Here is a 25,441-nt window from a genome sequence, read left to right as displayed (position 1 = left end):
GGAGCGCGCTCCGGGGCTTCGTTCTTTCGGGCCGGCGAGACCGCTACTGCAGCTTCGAGGCCAGCTGGCCGATCGCCCGGTCCACGAGCGGATCGGCCTTGGCGCCGGCGACGCGGCCGGACAGCACCTGCTCGGCCATCTGCACCGCCAGGTCGGCGGCCGAGGCGCGGACCTCGTCCATGGCGCGGCGCTCGGCGTCGGCGATCTTGCGCTCGGTCATCTCCTGGCGGCGCTTGAGGCTCTCCTCAAGCTTCGCCTTCGCCTCGGCTTCGTAGGCCCGGGCCTGGGCCTGAGCCTGCTCCAGCATCGCCTTGGCGTCGGCCTCGGCCTTCGCGCGCTCGGCGCGCAGGTCGGCCAGCAGGCGCTCGGCCTCCTCGCGGATCCGGGCGGCCTCGTCGAGGTCGGCCTGGATGGTCTTGGCCTTGGCGTCCAGCATGCCGGCGACGGCCTTCGGGGCCTTGGCCACGAAGATCACGATCGCCAGGAAGATCAGCAGACCGACGCCGACCCAGAATTCGGCCTCGGCCGGGTTCAGGAAGGCGGGCATCAGGCGGCTCCTTGGCGGGTGGCCATGGCCTTGGCCTCGGCGGCCGAAGGCGCGGCTCCGGTCAGCTTCTCGACGATGGCCAGGGCGGTGTCCGTGGCGATGCCCTGGACGTTGCTCATGGCCTGGTCGCGGGTGGCGCGGATCCGGGCCTCGGCCTCGTCCATCTGGGCCGCGAGGCGCTGATCCTCGGCGGCTTGGCGGGCGGCGAACTCGGCCGCAGCCTTGGCCTGGGCGTCGGACGCCACGCGGCGGGCCTCGGCCCGGCCCTGGGCGATCTCGGCCTGGGCGGCGGCGGCCTGGGCGTCGGCCTCGGCCTGCACGCGCCGGGCTTCCTCGAGGGCGCCGGCGATGGTCTCGGCGCGCGTATCCACGACCTTGCGCAGCCGGGGCACGAAGACCCGGGCGAGCAGGACGTAGAGGATCGCAAACAGGACCAGCAGCCAGACGATCTGGCCGCCCCAGTACTCGAACCGGAACTGTGGCAGGCCGCCGCCTTCGCCGCCGTGATGGGCGACTTCGGTCGTGCCGGCCGGAACCTCGTGGCCGTGGACCGCTTCCGCGGCCTCGGCGGCGGGGTTGCCGTCGTGGTCACCCGTAGGGGTGGGAGTCGTAGCCATCGGAGGCAAGTGTTCCTAGGCGCTGGCGGGCGGCTCCAAAGCTGGAGCCGCCTTTGGCGGAGCTGTCTTAGGCGGCGAAGAGGATCAGCAGGCCGAGCACGAAGGCCAGGATGCCCAGGGCTTCGGTCAGAGCCGCGCCGAGGATCAGGTTCGTGAACTGGCCGCCGGCCGCCGACGGGTTACGGGTGGCGCCTTGCAGGAACCCGCCGAAGATGGTGCCCACGCCGATGCCCGCGCCGATCATGCCGAGGGTCGCGAGGCCAGCGCCGATGAACTTAGCCGCTTCCGCTTCCATGGTGTCCTAGTCCTAGATCAAGGGTTGAAAGTTTGAGGGTTGGATCCGGCCGTCAGTGGTGATGGCCGAGGTTGACCACGTCGTTGAGGTAGACGCAGGTCAGAACCGCGAAGACGAAGGCCTGCAGGAAGGCCACGAGGAACTCCAGCGCCGTCAGGGCGACCACGCCCGCCAGCGACAGGCCCGCGGCCGGAATGGCCAGCAGGCCCAGGCCGCCGCCGGCCGCCAGGGCGCCCAGCGAGACCACGAAGCCGGCGAACACCTTCAGCGCCACGTGGCCGCCCAGCATGTTGCCGAACAGACGAAGGGCGAGGGTGACCGGGCGAAGGGCGAAGGAGATGAACTCGATCGGGGTGACCAGGATCAGCATGTACCAGGGCACGCCCGCGGGGACGAACAGCTTGTACATGGCCGCGCCGTTGCGGACGAAGCCGACGATCAGCACGAGCAGGATGGTCATGATCCCGAGCGTGGCCGTGATGGCGAGCTGCGAGGTCGCCGTGAAGACCAGGAACATGCCCAGCAGGTTCATCACCAGGATGAACAGGAAGATCGTGAAGACGTAGGGGAAGAACCTCCGCCCCTCGTGGCCGATGATGCTCTCGGTGAGGTTGTCGATGTAGCTGAACACCCCCTCGCCGATCAGCTGCAGGCGGCCCGGCACCACGGTCGGGCGCGCGGTCACGGCGGCGAAGAAGGCGACGATCAGGCCCGCCGCAAGCGTCATCGCCAGCGTCGAGTTGGTGAACGCCATGTCGATCGTCCCGAGACCGGGGATCGAGAAATCCGGGAGGTCGACGATCTTCGTGACCTCGAACTGGTGCATCGGGTCGGCCATGCCGCCTCGAACTCCTCAATCTTCGTCTTCGTCGTCGAGGGGCAGGTCCTTGGGGGGACCGTATTCCTTCGCGACCTCGGCGGACATCTGCTGCGCAGAGCGCACCGCCATCCAGATCGACACGCCGAAGCCCACGAGGACCCCGACGATCATACCCCAGGGTCGGATGCCGAGGACCGCATCGGCGATCGCGCCGAACGCCAGCCCCACGAACACCCCGCCGATCAGCACGCCGATCAGGCGGTACCCATACCCCGACACCTTGGCGGCCGCGGCGTCGTGAGACACCTGCCGCGCCTGGCGCGCCTCCAGAGCCTTCGCCCGGGCGTTCAGGCGCTGTAGCGCCTCATCACGCGATTCGTCCGGGTTCGACATGGGCGGTGCGCCAACGGCCCGCCGTGTCGCCACGGCGGAGGGGGGCTTGAAAGTCGCGCGGAACCTATAGACCGCGCTGCGGTGCGTCAAGGCTGGCCGCCCCGTATTTAGGTCTTTGATTTTACTAATCTTCTAGCGCCGCCGCGACATTGCCGCAGCGGGACCCCGAAGCTATTCGGCCGCCATGGCCTCGGCTTGCCGCAGATCGACGCTCACGAGCTGCGAGACGCCCCGCTCGGCCATGGTCACGCCGAACAGCCGGTCCATGCGCGACATGGTCACCGGATTGTGGGTGATGGCGATGAACCGGGTCTGGGTCCGGCGCCGCATCTCGTCGATCATGTTGCAGAACCGGTCGACATTGGCGTCGTCCAGGGGCGCGTCCACCTCATCGAGGACGCAGATCGGGGCCGGCTGGGCCAGGAAGACGGCGAAGATCAGGGCCGAGGCGGTCAGCGCCTGCTCGCCGCCGCTCATCAGGCTCATGGTCGCCAGCCGCTTCCCCGGCGGGCAGGCGTAGATCTCCAGGCCCGCCTCCAGCGGGTCGTCCGATTCGACCAGCCTCAGCTCCGCCTGGCCGCCCTCGAACAGGGCGGAGAACAGCGTCTTGAAGTGCTCGTTGATCACCTCGAACGCCGCCACCAGGCGCTCGCGGCCCTCGTGGTTGAGCTCGTCGATCCCCTGGCGCAGGCGGGCGATGGCGCCGGTCAGGTCGGCCTTCTCGGCGAGCATGCCCTGCAGTCGGGTGGAGAGCTCCACGGCCTCCTCCTCGGCGCGCAGGTTCACCGGCCCGATCTGCTCGCGCTGGCGCTCCAGGTTGTAGAGGTGGGCCTCCATCCCGCCGGCGTCACCGGGAATGGCCACCGCCTCGTCCGCCAGCTTCTTCGCCAGCTCGCCAGGCTCGATCTGGGCGGTCTCGCGAATCTGGACGGTGACCTCGGTGAGGCGCTGGACGGCGGCCTCGGCGTGGGCGGCGAGGCTGGCGCGCACCTCCCGAGCCTCCGATGCCTCCGCCTCGGCGGCGCGCAGGCCCCGCTCGGCCTCGGCCCGTTCGTGCTCGGCGGCGGCGAGCGCGTCCGACGACTTGGCCCGGCGGGCCTCGGCGGCGGCGAGTTCGTCCAGCAGCGTCGCGCGGCGCCCGGCCAGGGTGTCGGGCTGAGCCTTCACCCGCTCCAGCTCGGCATGAGCCTTGGCGCGGGCCTGGACGAGCTGCTCCAGGCGCTTGGCCGCGGCCTGCGCCCGGCGGCTCCAGTCGTCCCGCTCGCGGCTCAACTGCTCCAGGCGGCTGGCGCGGCCGGCGCGTTCGCGCACCTCGATGTCCAAGGCCGCGCGCGCCCCGGCGGCGGCCTCGCGGGCGGGACCTGCCGCGGCGCGGGCGGCGGCCAGCCGCTCGGCGAGGTCGCTCCCCTCGCCCTCGCCAGCGGCCGTTTCCAGCACCGACTTCAGCGCCGCCTCGACCTCGGCAAGCTCGGCCTCGAAGCGGCGGATCACGTCATCGAGCGAGGCGGCGTGCGCCTCGCGGCGGGCGGCCTCGCGCTCGAAGCGTTCCAGGGCGGCGCGCGCCTGGGCGGCCTTCTGCTCCAGAGGCGGCGGTTCGCGGCGGGCGTTGCGCAGGCCTTCCTCGGCCGCCTTCAGCCGGGCGGCGGCGGCCTGGGCGGTCTCCCGCGCCGCCTTGGCCCTGGGCTCCAGCTTCTCGATCTCGGCCTCGACCTCGGCCAGGCGGGTCTTCTGCTCCAGCCGCACGGCGGCGGGCTTCGGCGCCTCGGCGCGGGCGGTGAAGCCGTCCCAGCGCCAGAGGTCGCCTTCCTTCGAGACCAGCCGGCCGCCGACGGGCAGCGCGCTCTGAAGCCGGTCGCCGTCGGCGCGGTCCACCAGGGCCGTGAACTTCAGCCGCGCCGCCAGCGCCGGCGGCGCCTTCACCAGCGGGCCGAGCGGCGTCGCCCCCTCGGGCCAGGCCGGAGCCTCGGCCTCGCGACCGCCCCAGAAGGCCGGCGCCTTGGGATCGAGGGCCGCGTCCAGGTCGTCGCCGAGCGCCGCGGCCAGCGCCTTCTCGTAGCCGCGGTCTGGGCTCACCGAGTCCAGCGCCGGGGCGAAGCCGCCGCGGCGCGCCTGGGCGACGAGGCCGGCGAGCGCCCGGGCCTCGGCGGTGAAGCGGCCGAGCTGTTCCTCCAGCTTGCGGCCGGCGTCCCGGGCGGCGGCCTCGGCCTCGATGGCCTTCGTCCGCTCGTCCTCGGCGGCGTCCAGGGCGGCGCGGGCGGCGGCAAGCGCGGCCTCCGCCTGCTCGAGGTCGGCCGCGGCCTGGGCGGCCTGCGGGTTGGTCGGCGGCCCCAGCGCCTCGCGCTCCTGGCGGGCGTGGTCGAGGGCGCGCTTCGTGCGGGCCACCCGGCCCTGCGCCTCCTCCACCCGCTGGGCGGCTGCGCGGCGGTGGGCCTCCTCGGCGGCGGCCTGGGCGGCGAGCGCCTCGACCTCGGCGTCGGCCGCGGCGCGGGCGGCCTCGGCGGCGCGCGCGGCGGCCTCCAGCTCCGGGGTCCGCTCCGGCGCGGCGGCGATCGCCCCCTGCAGCGCGGCGATGTCCCCGGCCAGCCGCTTCAGCGCCGCGTCGGCGTCCTCGACGATGTGCGCTTCGCGGGCGTTGTCGGCGTCGATCCGGGCGAGGTCGTCGGTGAGCCGCTTCAGCTCCGCGGCATGGGCCTCGTCCTCGCGGTCCAGCCGGTCCTTGTCGATCGCCAGCTTGTGCAGAATGGCCGCCGCGATGGTCTCGGCCTCGCGCAGCGGCCTGATCGCCTCCTCGGCCGTGGCGGCGCGGGTGGTGGCGGCTGCGGCCGCGCGGGCCGTCTCTTCCACCGCGCGGACGGCGGCGGCGGCCTCGGCGCGCAGCCGCTCGGCGGCCTCGCGCGCCTCGTTCCAGCGGGCCACCAGCACGGCCCCCTGCAGGGCGCGGATCTCGGCCGACAGCTTCTTGTAGCGCTCGGCCTGGCGGGCCTCCCGCTTCAGGCGGTTGAGGTTGGTCTCCAGCTCGCCGGCCACGTCCTCGAGCCGGTTGAGGTTGGTCTCCGCCGCGCGCAGGCGCAGCTCCGCCTCGTGCCGCCGCGTGTGCAGGCCGGAGACGCCGGCCGCCTCCTCCAGGATCATCCGCCGGTTCTGCGGCTTGGCGGCGATCAGCTCGGAGATCTGGCCCTGGCGCACCAGGGCCGGGGAGTTGGAGCCGGTGGAGGCGTCGGCGAACAGCAGCTGGACGTCGCGGGCCCGGACCTCGCGGCCGTTGATCCTGTAGGTGGAGCCTTCGCCCCGGTCGATCCGCCGGACCACCTCGATCACCGGATGGTCGTTGAAGGCCGGCGGCGCGCTGTGGTCGGAGTTGTCGATGGTCAGCGACACCTCGGCGTGGTTGCGCGAGGGCCGCCTGTCGGCGCCGGCGAAGATCACGTCGTCCATGCCGCCGGCGCGCAGCGACTTGGCGGAATTGGCGCCCATCACCCAGCGCAGCGCTTCCAGCAGGTTGGACTTGCCGCAGCCGTTCGGCCCCACGATGCCCGTGACTCCGGGCTCGATCCGGAATTCGGTCGAATCGACGAAGGACTTGAAGCCCGAAAGGCGCAGCCGCTGGAAGTGCACCGCCCCTGCGCTCCTCCCTATTTCCTGCCGGCCGCGGCGATCGCCGCGTCCAGGTCGGCCAGGGTGTGGACGTCCACCGCCTTGCCGTTGACGAAGAAGCTCGGCGTCGACTTGATCCCGTCTTCGGCGAGCACCCGGCGGACGCGAGCGTCCATGGCCTGGATCTGGGCCTCGTCGCGCAGGCAGGCGTCGAACTGGGCGTCGCTCACGCCGTTGGCGCGGCCGATCTCCTGCAGCACCGGCTTGATGTTGCCGGACGTCCAGCGCGGCTGGCTGCGGAACACCTCGTCCACGACCTTGAAGTACCTGGCCGGCGAGGCGCCGTTGCAGCGCGCCAGCAGGAAGCCCGCCACCGCCACCTGCTGCGGCGGGGTGGGGAGCTCCTTCAGCGTGTAATGGACCCGGCCGGTGTCGATGTACTTGGCCCTGAAGGCCGGGAACACCGTGGCGTTGAACTCGGCGCAGTGCGGGCAGGTGAGCGAGGCGTACTCCACCACGCTCACCTTGGCCTTCGGGTTCCCCAGGCTCATGTCGCCGGGCGCGGCCACGCCCGGAGCCGCCGCCGCCGGCCCGACCGCCAGCGCGGCGGCGAGGACCGCGGCGGCGAGGGCTTCGCGGCGGCTCGGGCGCATTACTTCTGCGCCTCGGCCACGGCGGCCTCGAGCTGGGCCAGGGTGACTTCGCCGGACGCGATCTGCTTGCCGTTGATCACGAAGGTCGGCGTGCCGGTGATCTTGTCCTCGCGCACCGCGCGGGTGACCCGGGCGTCCAGCGCCTTGATCTCTTCCTCGTCGGTCAGGCAGGCGTTGAACTGCTCTTCGGTCAGGCCCGCCGACTGGGCGATGCGCAGCAGCACCGTGCGGACGCCCGTGGCGTCGCCGGTCTGGAACATCTCGGCCTGGTTATGGAAGATGGCGTCCACGACGCTGAAATACTTGTCCTCGCCGGCGCAGCGGGCCAGCAGGAAGCCGGCGGTGGCCACCTGCTCGGGCGGAGTCAGGAACTCCTTGAGCGTGTAGTGCACCTTGCCGGTGTCGATGTACTTGGTCTTGAAGGCCGGGAAGACCTCGTTGTTGAACTGCGCGCAGTGGCTGCAGCTCATCGAGGCGTACTCGACCATCTTCACGGGCGCGTTCGGATCGCCCATGGACATGTCGCCTTCGGCCGGGCCGGAGGCGCCGCCCTTGGAGCAGCCCGCCAGCGCGAGGCCCGCGACGGCCGCGGCGGCGAGGAGGAGACGACGGCTCAGCATGTTCGAACGCCCTCTGAAAGTCCGAATAAAGGATTAAAGCGCGATTCCCCGCGCTGCGGCGAACTGCCCTTAGGCGATGGGACGGTGGCGGTTTTTAGTCAACCTGCCGCTGGCGCCGCAGCACGCCGCGCCCCAGCGACATCAGGGCCTGCTTGAGCTTGCCGTCGGGGGCGGCGGCCAGGTCCTTGGCGAGCTTCGCCTCCTGGGCGGCGTCGAGCGGCGGCAGCCGCCGCTTCGGCGCAGGCGCCTCGCCGGCGTGCCGCAGCGGACCCTGCACGATCCGCAGCTTCTGCACCGCCTCGGGCCCCAGGAACAGGTTCACCCGCGCCAGGATCTCGTGCGCCTGGTGCTGGATGATGGCGGCGGACGGCCCCGCGACCCGGATCTCCAGGGAGGAGGCCCCGCCGTTGCGGCCCTTCACCAGCTTCACCGGCTCGGTCCGCCGGGCGATCTCGACGCCCACCACCTCGCGCCAGCGCGCCTGCAGGGCGCCGGGCCCCTGGCCGAACCTGGCGTCCATCTCGCGGACCAGCTTGTTGAGCCCACGGCCGGCCGGCGGCGGCGGCCGGTGCTGCGGCCGCGTGCGCTTCTCCGCCAGGATGCGGAGCGCCTCTTGCGGGGATGGGAGCGGCCGGCGGCGCATGACGGGCCTTTCTACCGTCATCCCGCGGTCGCGCGCGAGTGTGATCCGAGGGAGCCTGGCGGTCTGTGACGATTCAGCATGGGCCCCCTCGATTGGCTTCCGGCCTGCCGCCGGATGACGATATGGGAGGTCGTGGACCTCCGCCCCGCCCTCCTCGCCTGGTACGACGCCAACGCCCGCGACCTGCCCTGGCGCGTGCGGCCGCAGCAACATGCCGCCGGCTTGCGCGCCGATCCCTACCGGGTGTGGCTCTCGGAAGTGATGCTGCAGCAGACCACCGTCCCGCACGCCACGCCTTACTTCCTGAAGTTCCTCGCCCGCTGGCCCACGGTCTCCGATCTCGCGAACGCGCCCGACGCAGACGTGATGGGCGCCTGGGCGGGGCTCGGCTACTACGCCCGGGCCCGCAACCTGCTGGCCTGCGCCCGGGCGGTGGCAAACGACCACGGCGGCGTCTTCCCGGACACCGAAGAAGGCCTGCGCGCCCTGCCCGGCCTGGGGCCCTACACGGCGGCCGCCGTGGCGGCGATCGCCTTCGACCGGCCGGCCAATGTCGTCGACGGCAATGTCGAGCGGGTGATGGCGCGCCTGTTCGCGGTCGAGCCGCCGCTGCCGGACGCCAAACCGGAGCTGAAGCGCCTGGCCGGGGCGCTGGTCCGCGACGACCGCCCCGGCGACTGGGCCCAGGCGCTGATGGATCTCGGGGCCACCATCTGCCGGCCGAAGCAGCCGCTGTGCGACCGCTGCCCGGTGGCCGCCCACTGCGCGGCGCTGGCCGCCGGCGCGCCCGAGACCTACCCCCGCCGGACGGCGAAGGCCGAGCGGCCGCACCGCTACGGCGTGGCCTATGTCCTGACCCGCGGCGACGAGGTGGCCCTGGTCCGCCGGCCGCCCAAGGGCCTGCTCGGCGGCATGCTGGCCCTGCCCACGTCCGAGTGGCGGGCCGACCGCTGGGGAGAGGCCGAGGCGCTGTCCGCCGCGCCGGCCGACGCCCCGTGGCGCGGGGTCGGCGAGGTGGAGCACGGCTTCACCCACTTCACCCTGACGCTTCAGCTCCTCCGGGCGGAAGGCGACGCGCGGGATGTCATCTGGAGCCCGCGGCGGGATCTAGACGCCCTGCCGAGCGTGTTCCTCAAGGCCGCGCGCGCCGGGCTCACGAACCTGCTCTAGCCTTCGGGAAGACGAACACCAGGATCGTCAGGCCGGTGAGCGACATCACCAGGGCCGCGGCCGGGATGGCCGGCACGCCGAAGCCCGCCAGCGCCGCGCCGCCCAACGCCGAGCCCAGCGCCTGGCCCACCGAGATCACCGAGCCGTTGAGGGCGAGCGCCACGGGCGCGCCCTCGGTCATGCGGATCAGCCGGTTCTGGATCACCGGCGTGATCGAGAACAGCGCCGTGGCCGCCAGGAAGATGGCGAAGGCGACCAGCAGCTGGCTGGGCAGGCCGGGCGGCGCGGCATGGTGGGTGGCGGCGAAGTGGGTGCTCATGGCCGCCGCCTGGATCAGGAAGCCCTGGATGATCCAGGCCTTGCCGGCGTCGCGGTCGGCGGCCCGCCCGCCCAGCCACAGCCCCGCGATCGAGCCCACGCCGATCATCGCCTGGAAGACGCCGACGCCAGCGCCGGTCACCCCCGCCCCCACCCGCACGATCGGGGCGATGTAGAGGTTGAGCGTCATGTTGGCGGCGAAGGTCAGGAAGGTGGTGGCGTAGAGCGGCCAGATCGCCGCGACGTCCAGCCGGCCGCCGGTCCGCTTCGGCGGCGCGGGCACGCGCGGCATCAACAGCAGCACCCCCGCCAGCGCCAGGCCGGACAGCAGGGCCGCGAACAGGAAGGTCGCCCGCCAGCCGAACACCGAGCCGACCACGCTGCCCATCGGGATGCCCAGCACGAAGGCGAGCGTCATGCCGCCCGAGACCATGGCGATGGCCGAGCCCCGCCGCTCCGGCGGCGCGAGCTGGGCGGCCGCCACGCTCGCCGACGGGCCCGAGATCGCCCCCGCCAGACCGGCCAGGGCGCGGAGCAGGAAGAGCGTGCTGAAGTCGGGTGTGAAGGCGCAGGCCAGGTGCAGCGCCAGTCCGAGGCTCAGCCCCATGACGATGGTGAGCTTGCGGTCGAGCCGGCCCAGGCCCCAGGCCACGAAGGGCCCGAGCACGGCCGAGGTCAGCACGAAGGCGGTCTGCAGCTGGCCGGCCACGGCGGTCGTCACGCCGAGGTCCGCCGCCATCACCTCCAGCAGGCCTGCGAAGATGAAGGCGCTCGACCCGAAGGCGAAGGTCACCATGGTCAGCACGAAGATGCGCGGGTTCACGATCCTCGTCCGTCCACGGCTCTGCCCCTCCCCGATCCTCGCCTCAGGTTGGGGAGGATTCCGCGGACGGTCCAGTTAGAAGAACTGGGATGGCGCTCAGGCCGGCAGCTGGCTGCGCACCTTGGCCCGCAGCACGTCGATGGGGGCCAGCCCCGCGTCCGACTTGAAGTGCCAGTAGGTCCAACCGTTGCAGGCGGGCGCCGACTGCACCATGGCGCCGACCTTGTGGATCGAACCGGTCAGCTCGCCCACCGCCAGCGAGCCGTCGGCGCGCACGCGCGCGGCGTTGCGGCCCTTGGAGCAGTAGAGGACGTCGCCCGGCCGCAGGAGGCCGGCCTCGACGATCTGGCCGAACGGGATGCGCGGCTCGGACTTCTTGGAGCCGGTGACCATCACCTCCTCCGGGGAGGCAGGGATCACGCGGGCGATCCGCGCCTTGGCGAGACGGGCATACTGCTCCTCCCGCTCGATGCCGACGAACCGGCGGCCCAGCCGCTTGGCCGCCGCCCCAGTGGTGCCGGTGCCGAAGAACGGGTCGAGGATCACGTCGCCCGGCCGGGTGGAGGCCAGGATCACCCGGTGCAGCAGGGCCTCGGGCTTCTGGGTCGGGTGCGCCTTCGCCCCCGTCTCGTCCTTCAGCCGCTCCTCGCCGGTGCACAGCGGCAGGCTCCAGTCGGAGCGCATCTGCAGCTCGTCGTTGGCCATCTTCATGGCGTCGTAGTTGAAGGTGTAGCGCTTGCCGCCCCGGCTCTTGGTCGCCCAGATCAGGGTCTCGTGGGCGTTGGTGAACCGCGTGCCCTTGAAGTTCGGCATCGGGTTGGCCTTGCGCCAGACGATGTCGTTCAGGATCCAGAACCCGAGGTCCTGCAGGGTCGCGCCGACCCGGAAGATGTTGTGGTAGCTGCCGATCACCCACAGCGCGCCGTCGTCCTTCAGGACGCGCCGGCATTCCTTCAGCCAGGCCTTGGTGAAGGCGTCGTAGGCCTCGAAGCTCTCGAACCGGTCCCAGTCGTCGTCGACCGCGTCCACCTTCGAATTGTCCGGACGCAGCAGGTCGCCGCCGAGCTGCAGGTTGTACGGCGGGTCGGCGAAGACCAGGTCGACAGAGCGGTCGGGGAGCTTCTTCAGCTCCTCCAGGCAGTCGCCCTGGATGATGGTCTCGGCCGGAAAGCCCATGGGTAGCCCTTTGGAAACAGGAGTCTGAATCCTCGGGGCTCATGGTGAAGGCCCCGTTGCCAATCATGGTCAACGGGAAGTTAAGGAAGCTCTAGCCGCCGGGCCTACTCCGCCGCCTCGAACGGCAGTTCGTCCTGCACGGCGTCCCCGAACGCCTGCAGCGGGTCCTTGCCCATCAGGGCCAGCTTCACCGGTCCCCAGGCCATGCGGTGGATGGGCGAGGGCCCCAGCTCCAGCAGGGCCTGGGCGTGGATCGGGGCGCGGTAGCCCTTGTGGCTGGCGAAGCCGTAGCCGGGATAGACCTGGTCCATCTCGGCCATCAGCCGGTCGCGGGCGACCTTGGCCAGGATCGAGGCCGCGGCGATGGACTTCGACTTGGCGTCGCCGCCCACCACCGTCTTCACCTCGCAGGGCAGCTTGAAGCGGTAGTTGCCGTCCACCAGCGCGTGCGTCGGCTGCACCGCCATGGCCTCGATCGCCCGGCACATGGCCAGCCCCGTGGCGTGCAGGATGTTGAGGCTGGCGATCTCCTCGACGCTCGCGAAGCCGACGCCCCAGGCCACGGCGCGGCCCTTGATCTCGACCTCCAGGCTCTCGCGCGTCCTGGCGTTCAGCTTCTTGGAATCGTCCAGCCCCTTCGGGTGCCTGCGCGGATTGGGGTCGAGGATCACCGCCCCGGCGCACACCGGCCCGGCCCAGGGCCCCCGCCCCGCCTCGTCGACGCCGCAGACGATGGCGTCGACGAACGCCTTCTCCAGCAGGAAGCTCGGGCCCTTAGCCATGCGCGCAGCCCTTCACTTCGTCGTGGCGGAAGCAGCAGGTGAGGTGGTCGTTGACGATGCCTGTGGCCTGCATCCAGGCGTAGACGATCACCGGCCCCACGAACTTGTAGCCCTTCGCCTTCAGCGCCTTGGACACCTCCACGGCGAGCGGCGTCTGGGCCGGCACCTGGCCGACGTCCGACCAGGCGTTCTGCACCACCTTGCCGTCGGTGAAGCCCCAGCAGAAGGCGGCGAAGTCCTCGCCCTTCTCCCGCATGTCGAGATAGGTGCGCGCGCTGGCGATGGCGGCGTCGATCTTGGCGTTGGAGCGGACGATGCCCGGGTCGGCCATCAGCCGGGCGCGGTCGGCGTCGCCGTAGGCCGCCACCTTCTCGGGATCGAAGCCGTCGAAGGCCGCCCGGAAGGCGTCGCGCTTCCGAAGGATGGTGATCCAGGCGAGCCCCGCCTGGAAGCCGTCGAGCACCAGCTTCTCCCAGAGCGCGCGGGAATCGTACTCTGGCACGCCCCACTCCGTGTCGTGGTAGGCCTCGTAGAGCGGGTCGCCGGCCATGCCGCGCCAGCCGCATCTCTGAACGGGAGCGGTCATCGCCGGCACTCTCAGCCGAGCGCGCGCCGAACCTCAAGGGGCGTTCGCGCCGCATCGGCGGATTCCGGCCGGCTTATCCCCAGCCGCGTGGGCTAGGCCGCCTCTCCAACCGCCTCGGCCATCCACTCGGGGACCTCGGCGCGCGCCGGCCGGCCGTCCACGGTCAGCTCGGCGCCCAGCGCGCGGTCCAGGCGCAGCAGGGCGAACGCCCGGCCCTCGGCGCCCGACAGCACCTCGCCGGCCCGCCGCTCGCCGGTCAGCACCTCCGTTCCGAAGGCGGGCGCGGGGCCCTCGAAGACGATCGGCAGGATGCGGGTCTTTATCTGGCCGCGCCGCTTCATCCGCGAGGTGGTCTCCTGCCCCACGAAACAGCCCTTCTTGAAGTCGATGCCGTGCATCAGGTCGAAGTCGGCCTCGATCGGGTACAGCCGGTCCGAGCCCCAGTCGCGAGGACCCGGAATCCCGAGTTCCAGCTTCCGCCGCTCCCGCTCCGCCTCGGTCGCGGCCTGCGCGCCCACGGGCGGCTCGGCCCCATAGCCTCTCCAGCCCAGCTCCGGATGCCGCGGGTCCTTGACCCACCCGGCCCCGGGCCCCGCCACCGGGTCCGCATCCGTCGCGAACAGGACCGACACCGGCGTCTCGTCCTTCGCCAGCTCCACCTTGGCCCGCAGCCGGTACATGGTCAGCCGCTGCAGGATGGCGTCGCGGTGCTCGGCCTCCACGTCCAGCCAGCAGCCGTCCTCCCGCCCGACCACGATCAGGTCCCACAGGAGGCGGCCCTGGGGCGTCAGCAGCGCCCCGAACCGCGCCTCTCCCGGCCGGAGCGTCTCCACGTCCTGGGTGATCAGCCCCTGCAGGAAGCTTCGCCAGTCGGGACCGGCCAAGGCGATCAGGGCGCGGGAGTTCAGGGGCGCATGCAAGGTCATGACGGCAATTTGGGACGCCGGGCGGTGGAGCGCCAGCGGCCACGGTCCTATAGATGGCCGATGACGCGCGGGTCCTTCCCGATTCTGTTCATCACCGCGACCCGGATCGGCGACGCGGTGCTCTCGTCCGGCCTCGTCAGGCGGCTGGCCGACGAGATCCCGAACGCACGCTTCACCATCGTCGCCGGACCGGCCGCCGCGCCGCTGTTCGCCGACGTTCCGAACCTCGACCAGGTGATCGTCTTCGAGAAGGCGAAGAACGGCCGTCACTGGTTCGAGCTCTGGCGCAAGGTGCGCCGCCGGAAGTGGGGCCTGGTGGTGGACCTGCGCGGCTCCGGCCTCTCCCGCTTCCTCTCCACACGCAGGCGCGCCGTCTATCGCAAGGTCCCTGGCGAGCCGGTCCACAAGGTGATCGAGGCGGCCCGAACCCTGCGCATCGAGGACGAGCCGGCGGCGCCCTTCCTCTATGTGTCCGAGGAGACGGAGGCGCGCGCCGCCGAGCTGCTGGCCGGCTACGGCCCGATCCTCGCGGTCGCGCCGAGCGCCAACTGGATCGGCAAGACCTGGCCCGTGGAGCGCTTCTCCCAGGTGGCCATGCGGCTGCTCGGTCCGTCGGGTCCTTTGCGCGGCGGCCGGCTGCTGGTCCTCGGCGGTCCGGAAGACGCCAAGGTCGCCCACCAGCTCCGCGACGTGGTCATGCGCAAGCAGCTCATCGACCTCACCGGCAGGGCCGACCTGCTCACCGCCTACGCCGCCCTGAAGCGCGCGCGCCTCTACATCGGCAACGACTCCGGTACGACCCACCTGGCGGCCGCCGCCGGGACGCCGACCCTGGCCCTGTTCGGCCCCTCCGACGAGCGCCTCTATGCGCCCTGGGGGCCGAACACCCGCGTGGTGCGGGGCCCGCGCAGCTTCGAGCAGGTGAAGAACGCCGACCCCCAGCTCTCCCAGCAGGTCTGCCACATGATGGACCTGAGCGTGGACGCCGTGGCAAAGGCGGCCGAGGAGTTGCTGGCCTCCACCGAACCCGCCCGCCGCGAGACCCGCCATGGCTGAGACCTATGACCTGATCGTTCGCGGCGGCGAGGTGGTGAACCACGCCGGCCGCGGCCCCGCCGACATCGGCGTCCGCGGCGGCAAGATCGCCGCCATCGGCGACCTCGCCCAGGCCAGCGCCGGCGAGGTGTTCGACGCGACGGGCCTCACGGTCATGCCCGGGGTGATCGACACCCAGGTCCACTTCCGCGAGCCCGGCCTGGAGTGGAAGGAAGACCTCGAGACCGGCTCGCGCGCCGCGGTGCTGGGCGGCGTGGTCGCCGTGTTCGAGATGCCGAACACCGAGCCCACGACCACCGACCCCGACCAGCTCGCCGACAAGCTCGCCCGGGCGCGCGACCGGATGCACTGCGACCACGCCTTCTACGTCGGCGGCACCCACGAGAACACGCCCTGGCTCGGCGAGATGGAGCGCCTGCCGGGCTGCTGCGGGATCAAGGTGTTCATGGGCGCCTCCACCGGCACCCTGCTGGTCAAGGACGACGAGGGCGTCGAGGCCGTGCTGCGCAGCATCAGCCGGCGCGCCGCCTTCCACTCCGAGGACGAGTACCGCCTGGCCGACCGCCGTCCGCTCGCTCGCGAAGGCGACTGGACCAGCCACTACGAGGTGCGCGACGCCCAGTCGGCGATCCAGTCCACCGAACGCCTGATCCGCATCGCCAAGTCGCTCGGCAAGCGGATCCACATCCTGCACGTCACCACGCGGGAGGAGATCGCCTACCTCGCCGCACACAAGGACGTGGCCTCCGTGGAGGTCACCCCGCAGCACCTCACCCTGGCCGGTCCCGAAGCCTACGAGCGGCTGAAGGGCTACGCCCAGATGAACCCGCCGATCCGCGGCGCCGAGCACCGCGAGGGCCTGTGGGTCGGCGTCGCGAACGGCGTCGCCGACGTGATCGGCTCGGACCACGCCCCGCACACCGCCGAGGAAAAGGCCCGACCCTATCCGGCCTCGCCGTCGGGCATGCCGGGCGTGCAGACCCTGCTGCCGGTGATGCTCACCCACGTGGCCGAGGGCCGGCTGACGCTGGAGCGGCTTGTCGACCTCACCAGCCATGGCGCGAACCGCCTCTTCGGCCTGGCCGACAAGGGCCGGCTGGCCGTGGGCTACGACGCCGACCTGACCATCGTCGACCTCAAGGCCCGCCGCACCATCCGCCACCAGGACATGGCCAGCCGCGTCGGCTGGACCCCGTTCGACGGCATGGAGGCCAAGGGCTGGCCCATGGCGACCATCATCCGCGGGACCGTGGTCATGCGCGACGACGAGATCGTCGCCCCGAGCCGCGGCCAGCCGGTGAGGTTCCAGGAGACCCTGGCGGCCTAGTCCAGCGCCGCCAGGACGTCCTTGGCGAACTTCGCCTCGTCGAAGCGCCTGCCGGCGGGGTCGAAGCCGCGGCGGACCACCACCACCTTCTTCGACGGCACGATCAGCACGTACTGACCGCGGTTGCCGTTCATCCCGTAGGTCCCCTCCGGCAGGCCCTGGGCCGCGCCGTAGAGCCAGAAGAACGCGCCATAGCCGGGGCCGCCCGGCGGCTGGGCCGGGGCCGGCGTCGCCACATACCTCGACCAGCCTTCCGGCAGCAGCCGCTCGCCGTTCCACACCCCGTCGTTCTGGTAGAGCAGGCCGAGGCGGGCGAGGTCGCGCGCGGTGGTCCACACCTGGCTGGAAAGGATGAAGTTGCCCTGCCAGTCGGTCTCCGACGTGGTGTGGGTCATGCCGATCTTCCAGAGCAGCTCCTGGAAGGGGAAGGCCAGGGCCCGCTCGCCGTCGCCCAGGGCTGCCCGCACGCTGCGCGCCGCCAAGAGGGTGTCGTTGTTGGCATAGCGGAAGCGGCCGCCCGGCGCGGCCTCCAGCGGCATCCGCGTCGCCCATTCGGTCACCAGGCCGCCGCCGACATAGACCTCGTCCGTCCGGTTGCCCGGCCCGTCGGTCCACAGGCCGCTGCCCATGTTCATCAGCTGGGCCAGGGTGATCTGCGCCCGGGGATCGCCGGCCTTCCATTCCGGGATGTTCGCCGGGCCGTCGGGCTTGACGAGACCGAGCTGTACGGCTCGCCCCACCACCGTCGCGGTCAGGCTCTTGGCCGCCGACCACGTCCGCTGCGGGGTGTGCATGGTGAAGTCGTCGCGGTAGCGCTCGGCGACGATCCTGCCGTCCTTCAGCACGACCACCGCCGTGGTCTTCGAGCCGGGGCCATAGGTGGCGCTGTCGAAGGCCCTCTCCGCCACCGCCGCCAGCTTCGGAGGCGTGCGGAGCTTCGGATGGACGTCGCCGTCAGGCCAGCGCCGCCCGTCGGCCTCCGGAGCCTTCACGTCGAAGCGCGGCAGCCGTCCCGCCGCCTCAGCCGGCGCGCCGATGGCCAGTTGAGCGCAGCCGAGGTTCGACCGCCAGGCCGCGACCCGCGGCGGCAGTTTGGGGTCGAAGGCGACGCTCACCGTCCTGCGCTCGCGGTCCACCTGCGCCGGCAGGGTGCGCACCAGCGCCTGGTATTCCGGATAGATGCCTTCCAGGTCGTCGGCGGCGACCTGCGCCTCGCTCATGCCGGCGTTGAACACGCCGCTGCACAGGAAGGCCGCCTTGTAGCCGGCCGCCAGCGCCCGGACGTGCGGGTCCTCCTGCGACGGGGTCTGCGTCTGGGCCGCGGCCGGAGCCAGGAGCGCGAACGCCGCCGCCAGAATAATCGCACGCATTGAAGAAGGCTCCTGTCGAATCCGGCCTGGCCGCCGCGTCTCCCCGGTGACGCAGGCATCCGCGTCGCGCAGACTTCAACCCCGGAGGGGACACCCGATGCAATACATGCTGCTCATCTACGAACCGGAATCCGCCTACGAGGGCGAGGCCGGGCAGACGCTCCTGCAGGATATCGTCGCCCGGCACTATGCGCTGGCCGAGGAGCTGCGCCAGAAGGGCCAATTCAAGGATGGCTCCGGCCTGCAGGAGACCGCGACGGCGACCACCGTCGCCAGCCGCGGCGGCGAGCAGACCGTCCACGACGGCCCCTTCGCCGAGACCCGCGAGCACCTGGGCGGGTACTATGTGATCGACGTGCCGGACCTCGACGCCGCCCTGGCGGTCGCCCGGCGCGTGCCGGTGGCGGACGGCGGCAAGGTCGAGGTCCGCCCCCTGGTCACCTACTGAGCCATGCAGGCGGCGGCGAAGGCCATCGCCCAGGCCCGTCCGAGGGTGGTGGCCGCGCTGGCCGCCCGCCTGCGCGACCTCGACCTGGCCGAGGACGCCTTCGCCGAAGCCTGCGCCTCCGCCCTGCTGGCGTGGCCGCAGCAGGCGCCGCGCGACCCCGCCGCCTGGCTGTGGCGGGCCTCGCTCCGCCGGGCCATCGACGCGAAACGCCGGGCCGCCGTGCGCGAGCGCGCCGTCCCCGACGCGCCCCCGCCCGCGCCGACGCCGGAAGAGGTGCTGATCGCCCTCGACGAGCCCATCCCGGACGAGCGCCTGCGGCTGATCTTCGTCTGCTGCCATCCGGCCATCGGCCCGGACACGCGGGCGGCCCTCACCCTGAAGGTGGTCTGCGGCCTTTCCACAGAGCGGCTGGCCCGCGCCTTCCTGGTCGCCGAGCCCGCCATGCTGCAGCGGATCACCCGGGCCAAGCGGAAGATCGCCGCCGCCGGCGTGCCGTTCGAGGTCCCCGGCCCCGCCGCCTGGCCCGAGCGGCTGGAGGCGGTGCTGGCGACGCTCGAGATCGCCTACGCCCAGGCCTACGAGGACGCCGCCCTGGCCGGCGAGACGGCCAGTTTCGCCGCCGAGGTCCTGCGTCTCTCCCGTCTGCTGGCCGAGCTGGTCCCGCAGGACCCGGAGGTCCTGGGCCTCGCCGCCCTCGTCCGCTTCGCCGAGGCCCGCCGGCCGGCCCGCCTGGACGGCCCGGGCGCCATGGTTCCACCGGAGGACCAGGACGTGCGGCTCTGGCGCCGCGACCTGATCGCCGAGGGCGCCGCCCTGATGGCCCGCGCGGCGGACCTCGGCCGCAGCGGCCCGCGCCAGATCCTCGCCGCGATCCACGGCGCCCACCTCTCCCGCCTGGAGACCGGGACCACGCCCTGGGCGGACATCGCCGGGCTCTACGACATCCTCCTCGCCGTGCGACCGAGCCCCGTCACCGAGGTCAACCGCGCCGTGGCCGTGGGCGAGGCGTTCGGCGCGGAAGCGGGCCTTGCGGCCCTCGCCCAGGCGGACGCCGGACGGCTGGACGGGTGGCTCCCCTGGCACGCCGCCCGCGCCGGCCTGTTCGCCAGGGCCGGCGACCGCGCCGGGGCCCGAGAGGCGCTGAGGGCCGCCCTGGCGCTGAAGCCCGCGCCGGCCGAGCGGCTGTTCCTGGAGCGCCGGCTCCGCGCGCTTGGCTGACCGACCCCCTTTCGCCTTCCCTTCCCTCGCGGCGCTTGGAATAAGGACGGTCCATGGACGCCGAGCTCCGCATCGCCAACGCGCCCTTCCGCGACCCGCGCTACGCCCCGCGCCGCCTGGAGGTGGACCGCCGCGCGGGCGGCGAGCTGGTGCTGACCAATCCGACGCCGTTCTCCACCCGCTTCCTGACCACCACCGCCGCCCTCGACCACTGGGCCCAGGCCGCGCCGGACCGGGTGTGGCTGGCCGAGCGCTCCGGCGACGGCTGGCGCACGATCACCTTCGCCGAGGCGCGCGAGCGCGTGGGCGTCCTGGCGGGCGGCCTGCGCGAACTGGGCGTGGTCGGCGCGAAGCCGCTGCTGATCCTCTCGGCCAACGCCATCGACCACGCGCTGATCAAGTATGCGGCCATGAGCCAGGGCATGCCCGTGGCGCCGGTCTCGCCGCAGTACGGTCTGAAGGGCGCGAACCTCGCCCGGCTAACCCACGCGGTGGAGGTGCTGAAGCCGGCCTGCGTCTACACCGAGGACGCCGCCCTCTTCGCCCACGGCCTCGGCGCCGATTGTCTCGCCGGCCTGCCGGTGATCGCCGGCCGCAACGCGCGTCGGGGCGACGTCCCCCTGGAGCGCCTGTTCGCGGCCGCGCCCGCGCCCTTCACGGCCACGCCCGACGACCACGCCAAGTACCTGCTGACCTCAGGCTCGACGGGCCTGCCGAAGGCGGTGGTCTGCCTGCACCGCAACGTCTCGATCAACGCCGCCCAGATCGAGGCCTGCTTCGACGATCCCGAGCCGCCGGTGATGCTGCACTCCGCGCCCTGGAGCCACAGCCTGGGCGCCAACGCCATCCTGCACATGGGCCTGCACCGCGGCGGCACGCTCTACATCGACCACGGCCAGCCCACCGCCGCGCGGTTCGGCGAAACCATCCGCAACCTCCACGACGTGTCGCCCACCTACCAGAACATGGTCCCGGCGGGCTGGATGCTGCTCGTCGACGAGCTGGAGAAGGACGAGGCCCTGGCCCGCAAGTTCTTCGCCCAGGTCCGGCTCCTGCAGTACGGCGGCGCGGCGCTCGGCCAGGCGACGGCGGACCGCATCCAGGCCGTCGCCGTGCGCACGGTCGGCGAGCGGATCAGCTTCGGCTCCGGCTACGGCGCCACCGAGACCGGCCCCACCGCCTGCAACGTCCACTGGCCCAACGCCCGCATGGGCATGATCGGCCTGCCGATCCCGGGCACCTCGGTGCGGCTCGTGCCGGAGGCCGGCAAGCTCGACTTCCGGGTGAAGGGGCCGCAGGTGACGCAGGGCTACCTGGGCCGGCCGGACCTCGCCGCCAGCATCTTCGACGACGAGGGCTTCTACGTCCTGGGCGACGCGGCCCGGCTGGTCGACCCCGAGGATCCGCGCGAGGGCATGGTCTTCGACGGCCGCCTGTCGGAGAACTTCAAGCTCGCCAGCGGCACCTTCGTGGGCGTCGGCGACCTGCGCATCGGCGCGGTGAGCGCCATCGGCGGGGCCGTGACCGACGCCGTGGTCTGCGGCGAGGGCCGGGAGGCGGTGGGCCTGCTGCTCTATCCCAGCCCGACGCGCAGCCGCGACGAGATCGAGACCGCGGTCCGCGAGGGCCTGGCGCGGTTCAACGCCCACGCCAAGGGGGCCGGCGGCCGGGTGGCCCGCGCCCTCGTCCTGCCCGACGCCCCCGACCCCAACGCCGGCGAGATCACCGACAAGGGCTACATCGCCCAGAGCCTCGCCCGCGCCCGGCGCGCCGAGGCCGTCGAGCGCCTCTTCGCCGATCCCCCTCCTCCAGACGTGATGGTGTTTCCCGCATGAACGGCGCCGACGCCCTGATCTCCACCCTGGTGGCCAACGAGGTCACCGCCTGCTTCGCCAATCCCGGCACCAGCGAGATGCAGTTCGTCGCCGCTCTCGACGGCGTGCCGCAGATGCGCCCGGTGCTCTGCCTGTTCGAGGGGGTGGCGACCGGCGCCGCCGACGGCTACGGCCGCATGGCGGACCGGCCGGCCTGCACCCTGCTGCACCTCGGTCCCGGCTACGGCAACGGCCTGGCCAACCTGCACAATGCGCGCCGCGCCTTCACCCCGGTGGTCAATGTGGTCGGCGACCACGCCACCTATCACCGGCAGTACGACGCGCCGCTGAACTCCGACATTCCGACGATCGTGAAGCCGAACTCGATCTGGGTGAAGTCGGCCGACACCCCCGACAGCGTCGCCGGCCTCGCCGCCGAGGCGGTGGCCGCCAGCTACGGCCCGCCCGGCGGCCCGGTCAGCCTGATCCTGCCCGCCGACTCCGCCTGGCTGGAGACCACCTCCGAGCCGGTGATCGCCCAGAAGCCCACGCGGCCGGCCCCGTCGGGCCAGGCGGTGGACGCCGCGGCGCGTGCGATCAAGGCGGCGAAGAAGCCCGTCGTGCTGCTGGGCGGCCAGGCCTGCCGGGCCGAGGCCCTGAAGGCGGCCGCGCGCCTCGAGGGCGCGGGCGTCACCGTCTATACCGACACCTTCGTGCCCCGCCAGCCGCGGGGCGCCGGCGTCTTCCTGCCGAAAAAGATGCCCTACTTCGGGGAGATGGCCCTGGGCGAGCTGGAAGGCGTCGACCTGATGGTCTTCGTCGGCACGGCCACGCCGGTCGCCTTCTTCGCCTACCCGGACCGGCCGAGCGTGCTGGTGCCGGAGGGCTGCGAGACCCTGACGCTGGCCGAACGTTCGGAGGATTCCGTCGCCGGCCTCGCGGCCCTGGCGGACGCCCTGGGCGCGCCGGCCGCCGGCCCGGCCCAGCCGCTGTCCATCCCCGACGCTTCGCCGACCGGCGGGCTGAACGCCTACTTCGCCGGCGCCTCCGTGGCCCGGCACCTGCCCGAGAACGCCATCCTCTGCGACGACGCGGTGACCTCCGGGACAGGGGTGGCCGCGGGCACCGCGACCGCGAAGCCGCACGACGTCCTGGCGCTCACCGGCGGCGCCATCGGCGCGGGCCTGCCGCTCGCGGTCGGCGCCGCCGTGGCCTGCCCGGACCGCAAGGTGGTGTCCCTGAACGGCGACGGCGCGGCCATGTACACGGTCCAGGCGCTGTGGACGATGGCCCGCGAGAACCTCGACGTGACCGTCGTGGTCTTCGCCAACCACACCTACCGGATCCTCAACGTCGAGATGACCCGCACCGGCGCCGGCCAGGCCGGTCCCCAGGCGGCCAAGCTCCTCGACCTCGGCGACCCCAAGATCGACTGGGTGTCGGTCGCCAAGGGCCTTGGCCTGTCGGCGGTCCGCTGCGAGACCGCCGAGGCCTTCGACGCCGCCTTCGCCGCCGCCATGGCGCAGCGCGGCCCGACCTTCATCGAAGCGGTGATCTGACCCTAGGCCGCCACGGGCCGCACCCGCTCCGAGAGCGGCGCGCGGATCGTGCAGACCAGACCCTCGGCCGGGAACTCCAGGGTCACGGACCCGCCGAGTTCGCGCGCGACGCCGCGCTCCAGCAGGCGGGAGCCGAAGCCTCGCGACAGCGGCGGACTGATGCGGCGGCCCTGGCTCTCGCGCCAGATGATCAGGGCCTGGTCGTCTGCAGCGGAGACGTCGATGTCGACGCGGCCCGCGCCCGCCCAGGCTCCGTGCTTCAGGGCGTTGGTGGCCAGCTCGTGCAGGGCCATGCCCAGGCTCACCGCCACATTTGGATCGAGCGCGAGGTCGTCCCCTTCGTAACTGTAGGGCCGGCCGAAATGGTCGAGCGTCCCGTCAGCCAGCTCGCGGAGGGACGCGCTTGTCCACTCCCGCTTCACGAGCAGGTTGTGGGTGCTGGAGAGCGCCATCAGCCGCGAGATGAAGGTGTCGTGGAAATCCTCCCGGCCGTCGGCATGGTTCAGGGTCTGGACGGCGATCGACTGCACGGTGGCCAGGGTGTTCTTCACCCGGTGGTTCAGCTCGTCTAGCAGCAGCTTCTGGCGCTGCTCGTGCTCCCGCATCTCGAGCATGGTGGCCATGGCGCCGCGCAACTCGGCCAGCGCTTCGTCGCGCTCGGCGATCCGCGCCTGCAGGGCGTCCGACGACGGAAGGGCGATGGCCCTCGGCAGGAGCGGCCACAGCGCGAGCGCGGTGATCACCGAGGCCGCCGCGGTGGCCGCTTTCACCAGCGCCTCCACCCCATAGTCGGCATGCCAGAGGGTCCAGACCATCATGAAGTGGGTCACGCCGCACAGCATGATGAAGGCCACGAACATCCAGATCGCCCAGCCGAAGCGCACATCCCGGCGGTGGTACAGGAAGACCCCCAGCGCCAGCGGGATGGAGAAGTAGGCGAGACCGATCAGCACGTCCGAGACGGCGTGGGTCCAGATAAGCTCGGGGCGCGCCAGAGCAGGCAAATTCCATGAGGGCTCAGGGTGTCCGAATCCAGGAACTGGCGGACGGCGTCAGGGAAGTTCATCCGGATCCTCGGCGCGGCTCGTCGGCTCCAAACGAACGGCTGCGACCAAGGCTGCGGCCGTCAGTCGAATCTGCAACCAAGCCGAGCAAAGAAAAAGGCCCGCGGGCGAACCCGCGGGCCTCGTTCGTTCAGGCCGGTGAGAGCCCTAGCTGTTGCCGGGCAGCTTGCAGCCGCCGGTGAAGGCGCAGCCCGTGGCGCCGATCGCAGTCACGGTCGGCGTCGTGTTGTACTCGATCATGTAGCCCTTCAGACCGTCGGCGCAGGCGACTTCCACGAGCGTGGTGCCCTTCTGCGTCTTGGCGGCCAGGCGCGAGTTCGAGACCACGCAGGACTGCACGTTGTTCTTCTTCAGGTCGGCGGTCAGGCCGGAGTAGTCCACCGGGCCCAGGCCGCACTTGTAGCCGGCCACCAGGGCCCGGCCGCAGTCGAGCACCTGGCCCTTGCCGCTGGCGGGGAAGATGCCGACGGCGCCCTTGCCGTCCTTGCAGACCATCTCGACGACTTCCTCGTTACCGCGCATCGGGAACAGGGCGTACTTGTCGACCTCGCAGGTGGAGCCGGCCGCCTTGGCCAGCCGGCTGTAGAGGCCGGCCTGCTCGTTCTGCGCCTCGCGGGCGTCGGTCAGGGTGCAGCCGCCGAGCACGCCGCTCGCCTTGGCGCAGTCCCAGCTCTGGGCGACCTGGCCGCCCGCGATCTTGTAGATGTAGCCCTTGCCGTCCTGGCAGGAGGCCTCGAAGAAGTTCGCGCCGTCCTTCGAGGCGCCGACGAAGCGACGGTCCTTCACCGCGCACTGGGTCGTGGCGGCGTACTTGTCCACCACCGCAAGGCGCGACGCCTTGTCGGAGAGGGTGCACTTGATGTTGCCCTCGCTGTCATCGAAGTTCAGGCAGTTCTGGGCCTGGGCCTCCTTCGCGGGGTCGAACGGCGCCGACGCCAGCAGGATGTAGCCCTCGCCGCCCTGGCAGGCGACTTCGATATAGGTCTGGGTCTTGCCCTGGCCGATGCCGCGGGTGCGCTCCGGCACGCAGGCCGCGCCGGCCTTCTGCAGCATCGGGGTCAGCACCGACTTCGGGTCGCTGTTCGCGGGCAGCTTGCAGGGCAGGGAGGCTTCCTTGGCGCCTTCGGGCACGGTGTTCGCCTCGATGCACGTGAAGGAACTGGCCTGGCCGCCGACCGGGGCCTGCAGCACGAAGCCCATGCCCTGCTGGCAGGCGACTTCGTAGAAGTTGGTCGAGGTCTTCGCCTTCTTGTCGTCTTGCTTGCCGACGAAGCGGGCGTCGGTGACCTGGCAGTTCAGGCCCAGCGACTGGACCACCGCCGGCGCCTCGGCCATGCCCTGCTTGCGCTGGGCCTCGGTGATCGCATCACCCTTCTTGGCCTGCGACATGGCGGCCGCCGGGACCAGCACCGCGGCGGCGAGAGCCGCGACCAGTCCAAATGCTCTGGGCCTCATCTCAGAATTCTCTCCTGGGGTTTTCCTTCGGCGCGCACATAAGCGCCGCATAGTCCTCAGGGTCAAGATGAGCGGCGAACCCGGCCGAAGTGTGGCGCGGTTCCAATGGTTTAGGCCGACTGCGGCGGGCTCCGCGGCCGTTGCGGGAGACCCACGTTACGGCGAAG

Annotated in this window: 24 protein-coding genes; 7 read left to right on the top strand and 17 right to left on the bottom strand. The window is 72.0% G+C overall.

Annotated features, from left to right (window positions below; all coding sequences use genetic code 11):
- Positions 1-43: 43 nt before the first annotated feature.
- The 9 genes from V7Z97_RS12155 to V7Z97_RS12115 form a co-directional block, all read right to left on the bottom strand.
- Positions 44-547, bottom strand: coding sequence for a F0F1 ATP synthase subunit B (locus tag V7Z97_RS12155; protein ID WP_334163690.1), 504 nt, complete (start codon positions 545-547; stop codon positions 44-46).
- The gene (locus tag V7Z97_RS12150; RefSeq protein WP_334163689.1) at positions 547-1,164 is read right to left on the bottom strand and encodes a F0F1 ATP synthase subunit B family protein; all 618 of its coding nucleotides are present in this window, start codon (positions 1,162-1,164) and stop codon (positions 547-549) included. Before V7Z97_RS12150 ends, V7Z97_RS12155 begins: the two co-directional genes overlap by 1 nt.
- Positions 1,165-1,231: 67 nt before the next feature.
- Complete coding sequence (locus V7Z97_RS12145) at positions 1,232-1,459, bottom strand: F0F1 ATP synthase subunit C (protein WP_257815053.1); 228 nt, start codon at positions 1,457-1,459, stop codon at positions 1,232-1,234.
- Between the two features lie 52 nt (positions 1,460-1,511).
- Entirely contained in the window at positions 1,512-2,297 is a 786-nt protein-coding gene (locus tag V7Z97_RS12140; RefSeq protein ID WP_334163688.1) for a F0F1 ATP synthase subunit A, read from the bottom strand.
- A 15-nt stretch (positions 2,298-2,312) separates the two neighbouring features.
- Positions 2,313-2,672: an AtpZ/AtpI family protein gene (locus V7Z97_RS12135; protein ID WP_334163687.1), complete on the bottom strand. Its 360-nt coding sequence runs from the start codon at positions 2,670-2,672 to the stop codon at positions 2,313-2,315.
- Positions 2,673-2,843: 171 nt separating this feature from the next.
- A complete protein-coding gene (smc, locus tag V7Z97_RS12130) occupies positions 2,844-6,287 on the bottom strand; it encodes a chromosome segregation protein SMC (protein ID WP_334163686.1) in 3,444 nt (1,147 codons plus the stop codon).
- Between the two features lie 17 nt (positions 6,288-6,304).
- Entirely contained in the window at positions 6,305-6,919 is a 615-nt protein-coding gene (locus V7Z97_RS12125; RefSeq protein ID WP_334163685.1) for a DsbA family protein, read from the bottom strand.
- Positions 6,919-7,539 carry a DsbA family protein gene (locus V7Z97_RS12120; protein WP_334163684.1) on the bottom strand — a complete coding sequence of 207 codons (621 nt, stop codon included), beginning with the start codon at positions 7,537-7,539 and terminating at the stop codon, positions 6,919-6,921. Before V7Z97_RS12120 ends, V7Z97_RS12125 begins: the two co-directional genes overlap by 1 nt.
- Positions 7,540-7,633: 94 nt before the next feature.
- Complete coding sequence (locus V7Z97_RS12115) at positions 7,634-8,182, bottom strand: DUF721 domain-containing protein (RefSeq protein ID WP_334163683.1); 549 nt, start codon at positions 8,180-8,182, stop codon at positions 7,634-7,636.
- A gap of 114 nt (positions 8,183-8,296) precedes the next feature.
- Between V7Z97_RS12115 and mutY the strand changes: the two genes are divergently transcribed.
- Positions 8,297-9,352, top strand: coding sequence for an A/G-specific adenine glycosylase (gene mutY / locus V7Z97_RS12110; protein ID WP_334163682.1), 1,056 nt, complete (start codon positions 8,297-8,299; stop codon positions 9,350-9,352).
- Here mutY and V7Z97_RS12105 read toward each other — a convergent pair.
- From V7Z97_RS12105 to ygfZ, 5 genes are all read right to left on the bottom strand, one after another.
- Positions 9,336-10,493: an MFS transporter gene (locus V7Z97_RS12105; protein WP_334163681.1), complete on the bottom strand. Its 1,158-nt coding sequence runs from the start codon at positions 10,491-10,493 to the stop codon at positions 9,336-9,338. The two genes, mutY and V7Z97_RS12105, sit on opposite strands and share 17 nt — an antisense overlap.
- 96 nt (positions 10,494-10,589) lie before the next feature.
- The gene (locus tag V7Z97_RS12100) at positions 10,590-11,669 is read right to left on the bottom strand and encodes a site-specific DNA-methyltransferase (RefSeq protein WP_334163680.1); all 1,080 of its coding nucleotides are present in this window, start codon (positions 11,667-11,669) and stop codon (positions 10,590-10,592) included.
- Positions 11,670-11,773: 104 nt separating this feature from the next.
- Positions 11,774-12,451, bottom strand: coding sequence for a ribonuclease HII (locus V7Z97_RS12095; RefSeq protein ID WP_334163679.1), 678 nt, complete (start codon positions 12,449-12,451; stop codon positions 11,774-11,776).
- Positions 12,444-13,037: a DNA-3-methyladenine glycosylase I gene (locus V7Z97_RS12090; RefSeq protein ID WP_334163678.1), complete on the bottom strand. Its 594-nt coding sequence runs from the start codon at positions 13,035-13,037 to the stop codon at positions 12,444-12,446. The genes V7Z97_RS12095 and V7Z97_RS12090 overlap by 8 nt, the downstream gene beginning before the upstream one ends.
- A 92-nt stretch (positions 13,038-13,129) precedes the next feature.
- Positions 13,130-13,963, bottom strand: coding sequence for a CAF17-like 4Fe-4S cluster assembly/insertion protein YgfZ (gene ygfZ, locus V7Z97_RS12085; protein WP_334163677.1), 834 nt, complete (start codon positions 13,961-13,963; stop codon positions 13,130-13,132).
- 60 nt (positions 13,964-14,023) lie between these two features.
- Between ygfZ and V7Z97_RS12080 the strand changes: the two genes are divergently transcribed.
- Both V7Z97_RS12080 and V7Z97_RS12075 read left to right on the top strand, forming a co-directional pair.
- Positions 14,024-15,019, top strand: a complete 996-nt coding sequence (locus tag V7Z97_RS12080; protein ID WP_334163676.1) for a glycosyltransferase family 9 protein — start codon at positions 14,024-14,026, stop codon at positions 15,017-15,019.
- The gene (locus tag V7Z97_RS12075; RefSeq protein ID WP_334163675.1) at positions 15,012-16,346 is read left to right on the top strand and encodes a dihydroorotase; all 1,335 of its coding nucleotides are present in this window, start codon (positions 15,012-15,014) and stop codon (positions 16,344-16,346) included. Before V7Z97_RS12080 ends, V7Z97_RS12075 begins: the two co-directional genes overlap by 8 nt.
- Here the strand turns inward: V7Z97_RS12075 and V7Z97_RS12070 are convergent.
- Positions 16,343-17,716: a serine hydrolase domain-containing protein gene (locus V7Z97_RS12070; RefSeq protein WP_334163674.1), complete on the bottom strand. Its 1,374-nt coding sequence runs from the start codon at positions 17,714-17,716 to the stop codon at positions 16,343-16,345. The two genes, V7Z97_RS12075 and V7Z97_RS12070, sit on opposite strands and share 4 nt — an antisense overlap.
- A 97-nt stretch (positions 17,717-17,813) precedes the next feature.
- On the opposite strand from V7Z97_RS12070, the gene V7Z97_RS12065 reads away from it, so the two are divergent.
- Genes V7Z97_RS12065 through V7Z97_RS12050 form a run of 4 tightly spaced genes read left to right on the top strand, consistent with a single transcriptional unit; the run spans position 17,814 to position 22,755 of the window.
- Positions 17,814-18,164, top strand: a complete 351-nt coding sequence (locus V7Z97_RS12065; RefSeq protein WP_334163673.1) for a YciI family protein — start codon at positions 17,814-17,816, stop codon at positions 18,162-18,164.
- Positions 18,165-18,167: 3 nt separating this feature from the next.
- The gene (locus tag V7Z97_RS12060; protein WP_334163672.1) at positions 18,168-19,382 is read left to right on the top strand and encodes an RNA polymerase sigma factor; all 1,215 of its coding nucleotides are present in this window, start codon (positions 18,168-18,170) and stop codon (positions 19,380-19,382) included.
- A 53-nt stretch (positions 19,383-19,435) separates the two neighbouring features.
- A complete protein-coding gene (locus tag V7Z97_RS12055; RefSeq protein ID WP_334163671.1) occupies positions 19,436-21,217 on the top strand; it encodes a feruloyl-CoA synthase in 1,782 nt (593 codons plus the stop codon).
- Positions 21,214-22,755: an acetolactate synthase large subunit gene (locus V7Z97_RS12050; RefSeq protein ID WP_334163670.1), complete on the top strand. Its 1,542-nt coding sequence runs from the start codon at positions 21,214-21,216 to the stop codon at positions 22,753-22,755. The genes V7Z97_RS12055 and V7Z97_RS12050 overlap by 4 nt, the downstream gene beginning before the upstream one ends.
- 2 nt (positions 22,756-22,757) lie before the next feature.
- Here V7Z97_RS12050 and V7Z97_RS12045 read toward each other — a convergent pair whose 3' ends face one another.
- Both V7Z97_RS12045 and V7Z97_RS12040 read right to left on the bottom strand, forming a co-directional pair.
- Positions 22,758-23,759 carry a sensor histidine kinase gene (locus V7Z97_RS12045; protein ID WP_334163669.1) on the bottom strand — a complete coding sequence of 334 codons (1,002 nt, stop codon included), beginning with the start codon at positions 23,757-23,759 and terminating at the stop codon, positions 22,758-22,760.
- Positions 23,760-23,966: 207 nt separating this feature from the next.
- Entirely contained in the window at positions 23,967-25,274 is a 1,308-nt protein-coding gene (locus tag V7Z97_RS12040) for a hypothetical protein (protein ID WP_334163668.1), read from the bottom strand.
- Positions 25,275-25,441: the final 167 nt, after the last annotated feature.

The sequence above is a fragment of the Phenylobacterium sp. genome (genome assembly GCF_036821595.1).
In the GTDB taxonomy this organism is placed as follows: domain Bacteria; phylum Pseudomonadota; class Alphaproteobacteria; order Caulobacterales; family Caulobacteraceae; genus Phenylobacterium.
Note: the sequence above shows the minus strand (reverse complement) of the source record. Positions and strands in the feature narration are given on the sequence as shown.